This window comes from Albibacterium bauzanense (assembly GCF_004339765.1).
In the GTDB taxonomy this organism is placed as follows: Bacteria; Bacteroidota; Bacteroidia; order Sphingobacteriales; family Sphingobacteriaceae; genus Albibacterium; species Albibacterium bauzanense.
Map to the genome: position 1 here is coordinate 872820 of NZ_SMGO01000001.1, position 15321 is coordinate 888140.

Sequence of the window (15321 nt, forward strand, 5' to 3'; positions counted from 1 at the left end):
TGATAGTCTATTGGCATTAATCCATTAATCTAAAATAATTGTTTTATGAGTTTACGCTTAGGGGATACGGCGCCCAATTTTAAAGCCGTTACGACAATTGGTGAAATAGATTTTTACGAATTCCTTGGAGACAGTTGGGGAGTTTTGTTCTCGCACCCTGCAGATTTTACTCCGGTTTGTACTACAGAACTAGGAAGAACAGCGCAACTTAGCAATGAATTCAAAAAAAGAAATGTTAAAGCAATCGCTGTGAGCGTGGATTCTGTAGAAGACCACCGTGGTTGGGTTAAAGATATCAATGAAACACAAGTTACTGATGTTGATTTCCCAATTATTGCAGATAAAGATCATAAAGTAGCTGAATTATATGATATGATCCATCCAAATGCATCTGCTACACATACTGTAAGGTCCGTTTTCATTATTTCACCAGATAAAAAGGTTCGGTTAACATTAACCTATCCTGCTTCTACAGGAAGAAATTTCACTGAAATAATCAGAGTAATCGACTCTATGCAGCTAACTGACAAACATAGTGTTGCTACACCAGCAGACTGGAATCCAGGTGAAGATGTGATTGTTTCTAATGCTATTAAAACTGAAGATGCAACTACTAAATTTCCAAAAGGAGTTCGTGAAGTAAAACCATATTTACGTTATACTCCAGATCCTGCCAAATAAAAGCAGAGATTCTAAAAACAATGGGCTATTGATAATATCAATAGCCCATTATTTTTAATGATAATTTTTAACGTTAATCAATAGTCTTGAACCATTCCATAAAATGATCAAACCATTGATCTGTTGTTGTTTTATTATTTAATCCGAAACCATGTCCACCCTCATCGTAAACTAATAATTTCACAGGCACATGATGACTTGTAAGTGCATCCCTAAAGCGTTCACTATTTGCAATCGGTACAACTTTATCATCCTTAGCATGAACTATAAAAGTTGGAGGAGTATCATCACTAACCTGCTTATCATTAGAGAAGTTAGTTATTTGGCTCGCTGAAGGGCTCACTCCCAGTAGATTTACTTGAGATCCTTTATGCGTAATCACTGGGTCCATACTAATTACAGGATAAAGTAAAAGCATGAAATCCGGACGTAAACTGGTGTTTTTCGGATTAGGGATCAACGCCTTTTGATAATGAGTTCCAAGTGTAGAAGCTAAATGCCCTCCTGCTGAAGAACCTACAATTCCAATCTCGTTTGTTGAAATTCCCCATTCAGCTGCCCTCTCACGAACAAGCTGTATAGCGCGCTGTGCATCTTGCAAAGGCCCTATACTTTTATCTTCCATAATTTTATCACTTGGAAGTCGGTATTTTACAACAAAAGCAGAAATACCCTCTTCATTCAGTCGTTTGGCAATAGCATAACCCTCATGATCAATTGCCAGAACAGAATAGCCGCCACCTGGGAAAATAATAGCCGCCTTGCCCGTATTATTATCTTTTTCGGGTAAAAAGGCAATAATCTGGGGTCTGGTAACTCCCGAAACTCGTGGGGTTCCATCATTTGCAGCAGGTGAAACTTCGACAACCTCACTGTTCCTGGAATTAGGAACCGAGCCGTCGTATAAATCAATAGTTACTTGTCCGAATACTGGAATTGATACAACTGAAATCACAGTATATAAAATTAAATTCTTAAAAATCATCGATTCTATAATTTAGGTGGCATTTATTAGAATTGCTAATTCAAATATAAATTAATCTATTTAAAATACTCTAACTTTGCCAAAAACTCATCGTTGGCAAAAATTCTTTTTCATGAAACTACTCCTCAAGTACTTAAGTAAGTATAAGCTACTTATCTTTATAGCACTCATTTTAGCAGCCATAAATCAAATATTTTCTTTATTAAATCCTTATATACTTGGTAACTTCTTAATTGACCCCTTTGCAAATAAAGCAGCTGAATTCAGGAATACGGGTGCCAATACCGAATTCTTTAGAGGAGTAGCCATAGGTTTATTGATGATTATCGGTGCAGCTATGGTTTCAAGGATTGCAAAGGCATTTCAAGACTATGTAGTGAATGTTATTATCCAGAAATTTGGAGCACAACTCTATACGGATGGCTTGCAGCATGCTATGCGCCTACCCTACCAAGACTTTGAAGATCAACGTAGTGGAGAAACCTTATCGGTTCTCCAAAAGGCTCGTGAAGACTGCTCTAATTTTATAACTGGTTTTGTAAATGTCCTCTTTGCAACCATTGTAGGTATCGTATTTGTAACAATTGTTGCTTTCCGCTTAAGCCCTTTACTTCCTTTAATCTATTTAGTAGGAACCTTTGCATTGGCATTTCTTACCAGCTTTTTAAGCAGAAAAATAAAAGCTATTCAAAAGAACATTACCAAAGAAACAACTGCTCTTGCTGGTTCTACCACTGAATCTTTACGTAATATAGAATTAGTTAAGAGTTTAGGGCTTACCCAGCAAGAAATCCTCCGGCTTAATGGTACTACCATGAAAATTCTTAACTTGGAATTAAGAAAGGTCAAAAGTATACGTGCTATTAGTTTTGTTCAAGGAACCTTCGTAAACTTTTTACAACAGGTAATTATGTTTGCCCTGATCTCCTTCATATTTTATGATAAAATAACTGTCGGCCAACTCATGATGATGCAGATGTATTCCTTCTTCATTTTCGGCCCCTTACAAGAATTAGGAAACATCATCATGTCTTATCGTGAGGCAGAAGCTTCTTTGATTAATCTGGAAACTCTATTTTCAAAGAAAGTTGAATATCAACCTTTGATACCAGAAAAGATTAACTCCATCACGAATCTAAGATTCAACAATGTGAAATTCCAGCATCATATTGCCAAACAACCGGCTCTCGAAAATGTATCTTTTGAAGTAGAACGTGGCGAAACAATCGCCTTTGTCGGACCTTCTGGTGCGGGTAAAACAACCTTAGTAAAACTTTTAGTAGGATTATATACACCTACATCAGGCAATATTTACTACAACCACATTAGCGAAAACAAAGTTGATTTTGAAGGCTTAAGACATCAAATAGGCTTCGTTACTCAAGACACACAGCTGTTTTCAGGATCAATCCGAGAGAATCTCTTATTTGTAAATCCGCATGCTACTGAAGAAATGATGCTGGAGGCCTTAAGAAAAGCATCTGGCAAAAGCATCCTTGATCGTGCAGAAAATGGATTGGAAACTGTTATTGGTGAAGGTGGACTTAAATTATCAGGCGGAGAAAGGCAGCGTCTTTCAATAGCCCGATCTTTGTTAAGACAACCCAATTTAATTATCTTTGATGAAGCAACTTCAGCGCTCGACTCTATTACTGAAGAGGAAATATCAAATACTATTAGAAGAATTACAGCAGAAAGACAACATATAACCGTTATGATTGCACATCGGTTATCCACCATCATGTATGCTGACCGGATCTATGTTTTAGAGAAAGGCCACATTATAGAAACAGGAAGCCATAGTGAATTGTTAGAGTTAAAAGGGCTATATTATGCCATGTGGCGCCAACAAATTGGTGAAAGAGAAGTTCTCGTATAGCAAATCATTTAAATTTATATTAATCCTTAATTTAGATCATGGAACAATACATAAAGAAAGTAGTCATTGTTGGAGGAGGCTTTGCAGGTGTTAATCTTATTAAGAAACTCACAAACGATCCTCGTTTTCAGGTGACTTTAGTAGATAAAAACAATTATCATTTCTTTCCTCCTCTATTATATCAGGTTTCTACCGCATTTATTGAAAACTCAAATATAAGTTACCCTTTCAGGAGAATGTTCCAACACAGAAGGAATATACGTTTTCATATTGGTTCACTAATTAAAGTAAATTCAGAAGAAAATACAATCGAAACGGATACTGGTATTCTTCCATACGACTACCTGGTTCTAAGTTTAGGTACTGAAACCAATTACTTTGGCATGGAAAACGTAAAGCAAAATGCTTTATCCATGAAAACAATTAGAGATGCTCTTAAACTGCGCGACCACCTGTTATTGAACATGGAAAAAGCTGTTCGTGCTGTCAATAAATTTGAGAAAACCAAATACTTCAATATTGTAATCGCAGGCGGCGGCCCTACAGGTGTAGAAATTGCAGGAATGCTAGCCGAAATGGTGCACAGTATCGGAGCTAAAGATTACCCTGAAATTACCGACCGTAAGGTGAACATCATATTAATAGATGCTTCTCCATCATTACTAGGCCCGATGAGCAAGAAGTCTCAGGAAGAAGCAGCCAATGTATTAACAAAACTAGGAGTCCAAATTAAACTGAACACACCTGTAAAAGATTATAAAGACGGGAAGGTATTATTAGGAAATGGTGAAACAATCCCTACAAACTCATTAATCTGGACCTCAGGCGTTATCGCTTGTGAGGTAAAAGGCCTGGCCCCTGAAGCTATTGGCCGTGGCAGAAGAATAATAGTTGATGAGTATAACACTGTACATTCAACACAAAATGTCTTTGCTATTGGTGATATTTGCTTGCAAACATCTGATGAACATTATCCAGGTGGCCATCCGCAATTAGCACAAGTGGCTATTCAACAAGGAGATCTTTTAGGAGAAAACTTAAAAAAGATGGTTGAAAACAAACCTTTGCGTGCTTTCCATTATAAAAACAAAGGAAGCATGGCCATCATTGCAAAATATAAAGCTGTAGTTGATTTACCGAAAGGATTTTTTAAAGGATTTTTTGCCTGGTTAGTTTGGCTATTCATCCATTTAATACCTATTGCCAGTTTCAGAAATAAATTCACCTTGATGTTTAACTGGTTCTTTGCCTTTGCGACAAACGATCCTACTCTGCGTTTAATTATCAGCAAAGAGAAGAAAAAGGGAGAAGAAGTCAAGAAAGAACTGACTTAAAATAAAACATCCTTACATTAAGTTAATGCAAGGATGTTTATTAAATTTTTATTCTATCAATTAATAATTAGAATAATCCGTTGGATATAAAAACAACGTTACATTCTTTGACACATTATGTTGGTATTGAGGTAATTTACTTACCGGTGCATATTCTGGTGAAAATGCTTTCCAATGCTCATCTCTATCAGTCTTATTATTAAAGGTTGTCATGTACATCAAGTTAGGCATTGTACCACCAGAAATTACCTTTCCGTAAAATACTGCGTTAAAGTTTAGCTTGGTAAATATATCTAACTCAGCAAAATTAAACATATCAACTTTATTATCAGCCAGCTTCTCTGTTGCACTTTCATAACTGCGCAACTCATAGATCCGCTCACTTTTAGGTGAAGTTAGATTAGGTATAGCTGGTTTTAACATTCCCTCAAACGCCTTCATAATAATTGTTTCAATCCTTGTATAAGGTGCGTTATTATAAGCAGCATTTAAATAAGGAGCTCCAGCAGATTGAAATTGACTATCCTTTGCTAAGGTATTGTCAATATTTAAAAGCTGTTCAAACTTAGCTACCGGAGTGAATACATAGATCCGCTGATCTGCTGTATCTTGCACAACAGGTTTAAAAACACCGATTGCCGGAATACCTGCCCGGTGCATCGCCGGAATATAAGCATCCTTTAAAAACTGATCAACCTGCGCCTCTTGAGCTGCTGTTTTAAAATGGTAGATCTTCAATTGATAATAATAACCTTTGTCGCGGCTATATGCCAACGATGACATTAACATGCAAAATACCAAGGCTACTATTGGTAATAATTTAGGTTTCATATAGATTATATTTTGATTTGCCGTAAAAGTAATAATAAAATGACATGAATTTAAAATTCTTTCACCGAGTTTTTCATTAGGCTTACCGATTATTTAATTCAGCCTACCTAATTCATATTGTCTATTTATAGCGATGCTTATAGTTTTGGATCAAATAATTAAAATGATGAAAAAAATTACAACCCTAAAACTACAAACGAATGTTTTCCTTGCATTCTTTTATCTCATCCTTCTTGGTGGAACAGCAAATACAGTATTTGCCCAAGATTCGGCAGGAAAAATAAGCGGAAAGGTTATTGACGAAACTGGCAAAAACATGGACTATGCCACCGTAAGCCTTATTAAATCGTCCGACTCTTCAACTGTAAAAGTATTATTCTCTGATGAACAAGGTAATTATACATTTGATCAAATCAAGAATGGCAGCTACTTCGTTCAGGCAGAATTACTTGGATATAGTAAAAGCAACAGCGAAAGCTTTCAATTACAGGAAGGCAAGCAGACTATTAAAATAAAAGATATTAAACTTTCGGTAAACAATAAAGAGTTAGAGACGATTGTGATTACCGCCAGAAAACCTCTTATTGAACGAAGAGCAGATATGCTTGTAGTTAATGTTGAAAATTCAACTCTTGCAGCTGGCAATAACGCCCTCGAAATATTAGAACGCTCACCCGGCATCACTGTAGATAAAGATGATAACATTAGCTTAAACGGAAAGCAAGGTATCATGGTTATGATTGATGGTAAAGAAACCCATCTGTCGTCTACGCAATTGGCTAATTTACTTCGCTCTACAGATGGAAATACATTACAATCAGTAGAAATCATCAATAACCCATCTGCAAAATACGATGCAGCAGGAGGTTCTGGCATCATCAACATTAAATTAAAGAAAAACAAAATTGCCGGAACTAATGGAACCTTCAACTTAGGTGGAGGACGTGGAAATGGTTATAAAGGCAATACTTCATTAAACATTAACCACAAGAAAGATAATGTAAGCTTGTTTGGAACCTACTCTTATCAAACCAACGATCGGACAGACTTAATGGATATTAACCGAATAGTAGAACAAGATGCTGACTTCACCAGCTTTGCACAAAACAATATGATGAACAGCCAATATGGTAGTCACTCTTTAAGAACAGGAGTTGACGTGCAAACTTCTGAAAAGAACACCATCTCTCTTCAGGTAAGTGGACTATTAAATAACTCTGAGGACAATAATACCAGTAATGTACAAATTGGCTCGCATGAATCACCATTAGATTCTACTCTCGCTGCCACATCGCAATTTGATAATGAATTTAAAAACTACTCTATTAATCTAAACAATACTTATAACATCGATACCCTGGGAAGTAAAGTAAGCGCAGATGTAGATATCTCTGCATTCTTTGAAGACAATTCAGCCGATTATGGCAACTTCTTCTACAATAAGGATGGCTCTGTAATGCATGATCCACTTCTTCTTAAAAGCGATATGCCATCAACAATCCATATTCAATCTTTTAAAACAGACTATACTCGTCCATTCAATGAAAATTCAGGATTTGAAGCCGGATTAAAATATGCTAATGTAAAAACAGACAACAACTTAAAGTTCTCTGAATTTATAAATGAAGATTGGGAAAATGTAGCCAATAGAAGTAATCACTTCGTTTATACGGAGAGAGTAGCTGCAGCTTATATAAATTACCATACTAAATTTAAGAAGATTGGCATACAAACTGGTTTAAGAACAGAATACACTACTTCTAATGGAAATTCTATCACATTGGGCAGTGAAGTTAAACGTGACTATGTTGATTTCTTCCCAAATATATCATTGAGCTATGATCTATCAGACAATAATCAATTTAGCTTAAGCTACTCAAAACGAATTAACAGACCTAATTATGGTGTATTAAACCCTTTCAACTATTTCTTAGATAAATATACCTATCAACAAGGTAACCCTTACTTACAACCAGAATATATACATGCTTTCGCTTTAAATTACACCTTGATGAAACGTTTTAACTTTTCGACAGGCTATGAAATAAGAAAAGATGCGATCGTAGAGATCATGAAACAAAACGATGTTGATAAAACAACACTGGTTACCAATGAAAACATTGCACAGCAAAAACAGTGGTTCTTAAATGTAAATGCACCCGTTAAATTCACCAAATTCTGGAGTTCAAACACCAATGCTACAACATTCTACTTAGGATTCGAATCAAATCAAGCGGAATCTCCGATTAGCTACGGCCAACTAGCATTTCAAGGAACAAGCAATCATACATTCCAACTATTATCTACTTTAAGTGCTGATGCAACTGTAAACTACCAATCCGGATTGCGCTATAGCATTTATAAGATCGGACAATCGTGGAGCATGGACCTGGGTATCAACAAATCGTTCAAAGACAAACGGGCAAATGTTAAACTAGCTGTATCAGATATCTTCAACACCCGATCACAGCATGTAAGCACAGAATACGCTAACTTAAACACCTCCATAGATCAGAAAAGAGAAACACGTGTAGTTAGATTATCTCTTAGCTACAGCTTTGGAAATACCAAGATCAGCGGTCCGAAACAAAATGTTAAAAGTGATGAAGAGAACAGAGTGGGGAAATAAGAATGTTTTAAACAGGAAGAGAGCTCGCGACGGAGCTCTCTTTAGTCATAATTAGGTTATCAATAAATTATTTTAGGAATGGCAAAAGGTTATCAGCAACTAATTTATTGCCAAGCTCATTCAAATGAACACCATCTGAAGTAAGCACACCTTTTTCCAAGTCTGTTGTATTATGTTCTTTTTCGTAATTAGTAAATAGAGTGCGCAGGTCGCATAGAGGTAAATTATTCTTTGTTGCTAACTCTCTAATTGCACCGGCAAATTTATCCAGGTTTTCATCCATAGGATTTACACCATTCTTCTTCTCGCCAATAACAGTTGGAGTACACAATATTACTTTACTGCCTGTATTTTCTATTTTAGTAATAATAGCCTGATAGAATTTTATAAACTTATCATAATCTGTTCCCGTACCTTGCAAGCGATGCCAAACGTCATTGATACCAATATAGATAACAACTACATCTGGTTTCTTCAATAAAACATCTTCTTCCATCCGTAAATACAGATCGTATACTTTGTTACCGCCAATTCCGGCTCCGATAAGTTCATAGTTTGGCATTTTCAGTGAATTACCCAATTGCGTAATATAACCATCTGGTTTTACACCTGCCTGAGTTATTGAATCACCAAAAAATATAATGCGTTTAGGTTTCTGCTGCTCTATTGCAGAGGTCAGAACAACGACACATAAGATAATAAGAAAGTAAAGTTTTGCTCGCATATTTAAATTCCAAAGATTAAATGTAGTATTATTTTTTAATTATCAAAAATTATTACAATTAACAAACAATTAATATTTAGATAATCTTCGTTTAACATCTAATAATTATAAGAACAACATGCTTATATACTAAGAACATTTTTCGGACATTATAGGTATTTACCTCTAAGGTCCCTCCCTGGAAGGTACTTATAACGTTCCTATAAAATTCCTAAATAGAGGTATTATCAGTTTTAAACAAAACTGATAATATAGTATTAAACAAAAAAGCCTAAAGTAATACTTTAGGCTTTTAAATTATTTGAATTTATCTAAGAATTAATCTCCCAGGTAATTGTGAAACACGTTGTCGTAAATACTTTTTGCATGCGCAGTAGTATCGTACATTTCATCATCAACCACATTTCCTGAAGAAGTTACTACTCCCAGGTAGGAGAATTCTGTTTCAGATGTTGCCATTGATTCAATAAACGCAGCTTGTTGTTCTGGCTTTACAGATACAACTACCCTTCCTTGTCCTTCACCAAATAAGAATGCGTCTTTTCTGATTTCGCTATCAGTCTCTATCGCAAATCCGAAATTATTTGGCATTGCAGATTCTAATAAGGTAATATATAAACCACCATCAGATACATCATGAGCAGAAACGATTAACTTATTAGCAATTAACTGCTTTACGGTTTGTTGCATGGTGTATTCCTTTTCTAAATCAAAATAAGGTGCTGGAGAAGCAGCAATTTTATGATAAGAAGCAAGATATTCAGATGAAGCGATATCATTAACAGACTCACCAATCAAGTAAATAAGATCGTCAGTAGCTTTAAAATCCAAGGTCATCATATCAGCAGCATTTTCTAAAACACCTAACATTCCGATGGTTGGTGTTGGAAAAACAGCACCTTCATCAGATGATTGGTTATAGAAACTAACGTTACCGCCTGTTACAGGTGTTTCAAACTTCAAACAAGCTTCGCTCATTCCTTTGATAGCACCCACAAACTGCCAATAAACTTCCGGATTATAAGGATTACCAAAGTTTAAACAGTTTGTAATAGCAGAAGGCTCGCCACCAGCACATACAATATTACGGGCAGCTTCTGCTACTGCGATAGCTGTTCCTACATGCGGATCTGCATATACATAACGTCCATTACAATCAACCGTTAACGCAATTGCCTTATTTGTACCTTTTACGGCTACCACTGCAGCATCACTCGGACGGTTATCTGTCATGGTAGCTGTTCCAACCATTGAATCATACTGATCAGATACCCAACGTTTAGATGCAATATTTGGATGAGCAATTAAATGCTGTGCAACTTCACGTAAATCTTTAGGAAGTGGAACATCATCTATATTAAATTTCTTGAATTCTTGGAAATAAGCAGGTTCTCTATACTCGCGGTGATATACCGGAGCTCCGCCACCCAATACTAAATCATCAGCAGGAACGTCAGCCACTAACTCACCTTTAGCATAATATTGTAGACGTTCGGTATCAGTTACTTCACCGATAATGGCACAATTTAGATCCCATTTATCGAAAACTGCCTCTACCAAAGCTTCTTTACCTTTTTCTACCACAATAAGCATACGCTCTTGTGATTCAGATAATAAGATTTCATAAGGCTTCATGTTTTCCTGACGAACAGGTACCTTATCTAAATCGATCCGCATACCGTGTTTACCTTTTGCAGACATCTCTGAGTTTGAGCAGATAATACCTGCAGCACCCATATCCTGCATACCGATAACAGCACCTGTTTTTATAACTTCAAGTGAAGCTTCTAAAAGTAATTTCTCCTGGAATGGGTCACCCACCTGTACAGCAGGCAAATCATTTACAGAATCTTCTGTAATATCTTTTGATGCAAATGCTGCACCATGAATACCGTCTTTACCAGTAGCAGAACCAACAATATAAACAGGGTTTCCTACTCCATACGAAGTTGCGGAAACTGTTTCTCCTGCTTTTACGATACCTGCCGACATGGCGTTTACCAATGGATTAATTTGATAACATTCATCAAAGAATACTTCACCACCTACGGTTGGAACTCCGAATGCATTTCCATAATCGCCAATTCCTTTAACTACACCTTTTAATAACCACTTGGTACGGTCATTTTCAATGCTACCAAAGCGAAGTGAGTTTAATTGTGCGATCGGACGTGCACCCATGGTAAAAATATCACGGTTTATACCTCCAACTCCGGTTGCAGCACCTTGATAAGGTTCTAAAGCTGATGGATGGTTATGCGATTCAATTTTGAAGCAGCAACCCAAACCATCACCGATGTCTACTAAACCTGCATTTTCCTCACCGGCTTCAGCCATTAAGTGAGCACCTTTATTTGGTAATTTCTTTAACCAAACGATGGAGTTTTTATAAGAGCAGTGTTCACTCCACATTACAGAGAATATAGATAATTCTGTAAAGTTGGGAGTCCGTCCTAAAATTTCCTTGATGCGATCGTATTCTTCAGGGATCAACCCGAGCTCTTTAGCAGTCTCTAAAGTACTTAATTCTTGATTTTCCAATGTATCGTTTTAACGTAATAAACTAGGTATGCAAAAATAAGAATAATTACTGATTTGGCAATTTTTATGACACGAGAGCGCATAGAACTCATAATACGAGAATCAATGTAATTATTTTTAGCAAATTAGATTATTCACATAAAAAATTATAAATTACCTCAATAAAATTATGTATTTGTGATTTTTTTTAATGAATTTTGCGCAAACACTAATTTAATTACAAAAAAGCACCCCTAATAATCAGCAAAAAATGAATAATCTCAGGTTTGATGCGGTGGAAACCGTTTTATCTAGAAAAAAGAAATCAACGTCTACTCCGGAAGGTAAGCCCTCTACATTTTTTGGTAAGAACGTTTTCGGAATTAAGAAAATGAAAGAGTACCTGCCAAAGAATGCTTACGAAAAACTGGTAACTATTATTGACACCGGGGAAGTAATTGACAGAGAATTAGCAGAACATATCTCTCAGGCTATAAAAAGCTGGGCAATTTCGAACGGAGCAACACATTATTCTCACTGGTTTCAACCATTAACAGGCAGCACTGCTGAAAAGCACGATGCTTTCTTTGAACCTGACAATAATGGCTTACCAGTAGAAAAATTCACAGCAGATTCATTGATTCAACAAGAGCCTGATGCATCAAGCTTCCCGAATGGAGGAATAAGAAATACTTTTGAAGCCAGAGGATATACTGGTTGGGATCCATCATCTCCTGTTTTCCTTTTTGAAACAGCTGCTGGCAAAACACTTTGTATACCTACTGTATTCCTTTCTTATACAGGAGAAGCGCTTGATTATAAAGCACCTTTACTTAAAGCTATTAACGCGCTTGATAAAGCAGCAGTTGATGTTTGTCAGTATTTTGGGAAAAGCGTTACTCGTGTAGCCGCATCGCTAGGAATTGAGCAAGAATACTTTTTAGTTGACTTAGCTTTATACAATGCTCGTCCGGATTTACTTTTAACCGGAAGAACACTTTTTGGACATATGTCTGCAAAAGGCCAACAATTAGAAGATCATTATTTCGGGTCAATACCTGAGCGCGTAATGGCTTTTATGGTTGACCTTGAAAATGAATCGTTAAAACTGGGTATTCCTTTAAAAACCAGGCATAATGAAGTTGCACCTTCACAATTTGAATGTGCACCGATGTTTGAAGAGATGAATTTAGCAATTGACCATAATCAACTGTTGTTGAATATCATGGAACAAATAGCTTTACGTCATAACTTTAAGGTGCTGATCCATGAAAAACCTTATGCCGACATTAATGGTTCAGGAAAACATAACAACTGGTCTTTAATTACCAACACAGGAATCAATTTGTTAGCTCCGGGAAAAACTCCTAAAACTAATTTAATGTTCCTTACTTTCTTTGTAAACACCATTAAAGCTGTTTATGAGCACGCTGATTTATTGCGCGCATCCATAGCATCTGCAAGTAATGATCACCGTTTAGGAGCAAATGAAGCACCTCCGGCAATTATTTCAATTTTCTTAGGAAGTCAGTTAAATGATGTTTTAGACGAGATAGAAACTCCTAGAATTGCGAAGATCGTTAAATCAGAAAGCATGCTTTGGCATGGTATCCCTAAAATTCCTGAGTTAAACTTAGATAATACAGATCGTAACAGAACTTCTCCATTTGCATTTACAGGTAATAAATTTGAATTCAGAGCGGTAGGTTCTTCTGCCAACAGTGCGAGCTCAATGACCGTTTTAAATGCAATTGTTGCTGAACAATTAATACAGTTTAAAACTGACGTTGATAAATTGATTGCAAAAGACACCAAGAAGGATTTAGCGATCTTAAATGTTATCCGTAAATATCTTAAACAATCCAGAGCTATCCGCTTTGAAGGAAATGGATATAGTAAAGAGTGGGAAATAGAAGCAGAAAGCCGTGGATTATCTAATATAAAAACAACTCCAAAAGCGCTAGACGTATATACAAGCGATAAGTCACTGAAGCTTTTTGAATCATTGGGTATCTTAAACAGAAGAGAATCTCATGCTCGTCATGAAATATTACTGGAAAGCTATTTCAAAAAGATTCAGATAGAAGCTCGTGTTATCGGTGAGATTGTAAACAGCATGCTTGCTCCGGCTTCCATCACTTATTTAAATGAGCTTGTTGAAAATGTAAGAGGATTAAAAGACTTAGGGTTGCCTAAAGAATCATACAGCTCGCAGCTTAATTTGGTGGAACGTATTTCTACGCTTATCAATGAAATATTAGAAAATACAGAAGCAATGCGTCAGGAACGTAAGAAAGCGAATAACATTGAAGATATCCGCGATAAAGCCATTGCTTACGATGAAAAAGTACGCGTTTATTTTGATAAGATACGCTACCATATTAATAAATTGGAACAGATTGTTGACGATAACAAATGGCCTGTACCAAAATTAAGAGAGCTATTATTCGTAAATTAAGAATATTTTAATTTGTGAATTAATTATTTCAGAGGGCTGGCTAAACCAGCCCTCTTTCTTTTTTACTCTTTCTCAATTCTTATCCTTATTTTTGTCGCAATGTCTGATTTAAAATACAACCAGCGCGGGGTTTCCGCAGGAAAAGAAGATGTGCATAATGCCATCAAGAATATTGATAAAGGAATATTTCCTCAAGCATTTTGCAAGATTATCCCTGATATTTTAGGAAATGATAGCTCGTATTGCAATATAATGCATGCAGATGGTGCAGGTACAAAATCTTCTCTTGCCTATATTTATTGGAAAGAAACCGGCGATGCAAGTGTTTGGAAAGGAATTGCACAAGATGCTATCATCATGAACTTGGATGACCTGTTATGCGTTGGTGCTACAGATAACATTTTGCTTTCTTCAACTATAGGCAGAAATAAGAACTTAATATCAGGCGAAGTAATCGCTGAAATCATCAACGGCACGGAAGAAATTCTTGCCGAGTTACGAGAAATGGGGATTGGCATTTACTCAACAGGTGGTGAAACTGCCGATGTGGGTGATTTGGTACGAACTATTATTGTTGATTCTACGGTTACCTGCAGAATGAAGCGTGAGGATGTGATTTCCAATCATCGTATTCAAGATGGAGATGTGATTGTAGGTTTGGCTTCTTTCGGGAAAGCCACTTATGAAAAAGAATATAACGGCGGCATGGGATCTAACGGATTAACTTCTGCCCGTCATGATGTATTTAATAAATTTATTGCTGATAAATACCCTGAAAGCTTTGATTCGGCAGTACCGGAAGATCTGGTATTTGCAGGAAGTAAATCTTTAACTGACACCATTGATATTGGCAATGGGGAATTGATAACTGCCGGTAAGCTGGTTTTATCACCAACGCGCACCTATGCTCCTGTAATTAAAAAAGTATTAGACAGCTACCGCTCAAAAATACACGGAATGGTGCATTGCAGTGGAGGTGCGCAAACTAAAGTATTACACTTTGTTGAGAACCTTCATATTATAAAAGACAATTTATTTCCGATTCCTCCCCTTTTCAAACTGATTCAACAAGAATCAGGAACAGATTGGCAAGAGATGTATAAAGTATTTAATATGGGCCATCGGATGGAAATTTATGTTTCGCCAGAAGTTGCAGAAGATATTATACGTATTTCAAAAAATTTTGGAATAGACGCTCAAATCGTTGGTCGTGTAGAAGCTACAGAAAGCAAGAAAGTTACTATTCACTCTGAGTTCGGGACATTCGAATATTAAGCTAA

General features: G+C 36.4%; 10 protein-coding genes. 6 read left to right on the forward strand and 4 right to left on the reverse strand.

Annotation, left to right across the window (positions count from 1 at the left end; all coding sequences use genetic code 11):
* Positions 1-45: 45 nt before the first annotated feature.
* Positions 46-681, forward strand: a complete 636-nt coding sequence (locus C8N28_RS03970; protein WP_132221738.1) for a peroxiredoxin — start codon at positions 46-48, stop codon at positions 679-681.
* A gap of 73 nt (positions 682-754) precedes the next feature.
* Here C8N28_RS03970 and C8N28_RS03975 read toward each other — a convergent pair whose 3' ends face one another.
* A complete protein-coding gene (locus C8N28_RS03975) occupies positions 755-1666 on the reverse strand; it encodes an alpha/beta hydrolase (RefSeq protein WP_132221740.1) in 912 nt (303 codons plus the stop codon).
* Between the two features lie 112 nt (positions 1667-1778).
* Between C8N28_RS03975 and C8N28_RS03980 the strand changes: the two genes are divergently transcribed.
* Positions 1779-3545 (forward strand): ABC transporter ATP-binding protein, encoded by a 1767-nt coding sequence (locus C8N28_RS03980; protein ID WP_132221742.1) that lies wholly within the window; start codon positions 1779-1781, stop codon positions 3543-3545.
* A 38-nt stretch (positions 3546-3583) separates the two neighbouring features.
* Positions 3584-4879: an NAD(P)/FAD-dependent oxidoreductase gene (locus C8N28_RS03985; protein ID WP_132221744.1), complete on the forward strand. Its 1296-nt coding sequence runs from the start codon at positions 3584-3586 to the stop codon at positions 4877-4879.
* A gap of 60 nt (positions 4880-4939) precedes the next feature.
* Here the strand turns inward: C8N28_RS03985 and C8N28_RS03990 are convergent, their stop codons facing one another.
* Complete coding sequence (locus C8N28_RS03990; protein WP_132221746.1) at positions 4940-5710, reverse strand: NIPSNAP family protein; 771 nt, start codon at positions 5708-5710, stop codon at positions 4940-4942.
* A 163-nt stretch (positions 5711-5873) separates the two neighbouring features.
* Between C8N28_RS03990 and C8N28_RS03995 the strand changes: the two genes are divergently transcribed.
* Positions 5874-8339 (forward strand): TonB-dependent receptor domain-containing protein, encoded by a 2466-nt coding sequence (locus tag C8N28_RS03995; RefSeq protein WP_165870298.1) that lies wholly within the window; start codon positions 5874-5876, stop codon positions 8337-8339.
* Positions 8340-8406: 67 nt separating this feature from the next.
* Here C8N28_RS03995 and C8N28_RS04000 read toward each other — a convergent pair whose 3' ends face one another.
* Complete coding sequence (locus tag C8N28_RS04000) at positions 8407-9063, reverse strand: SGNH/GDSL hydrolase family protein (protein WP_132221750.1); 657 nt, start codon at positions 9061-9063, stop codon at positions 8407-8409.
* A gap of 318 nt (positions 9064-9381) precedes the next feature.
* Entirely contained in the window at positions 9382-11604 is a 2223-nt protein-coding gene (gene purL / locus C8N28_RS04005) for a phosphoribosylformylglycinamidine synthase subunit PurL (protein ID WP_132221752.1), read from the reverse strand.
* A gap of 250 nt (positions 11605-11854) precedes the next feature.
* On the opposite strand from purL, the gene C8N28_RS04010 reads away from it, so the two are divergent.
* Both C8N28_RS04010 and C8N28_RS04015 read left to right on the forward strand, forming a co-directional pair.
* Positions 11855-14041: a glutamine synthetase III family protein gene (locus C8N28_RS04010; RefSeq protein WP_132221754.1), complete on the forward strand. Its 2187-nt coding sequence runs from the start codon at positions 11855-11857 to the stop codon at positions 14039-14041.
* 99 nt (positions 14042-14140) lie between these two features.
* Positions 14141-15316, forward strand: coding sequence for an AIR synthase related protein (locus C8N28_RS04015; RefSeq protein ID WP_132221756.1), 1176 nt, complete (start codon positions 14141-14143; stop codon positions 15314-15316).
* Positions 15317-15321 lie beyond the last annotated feature (5 nt).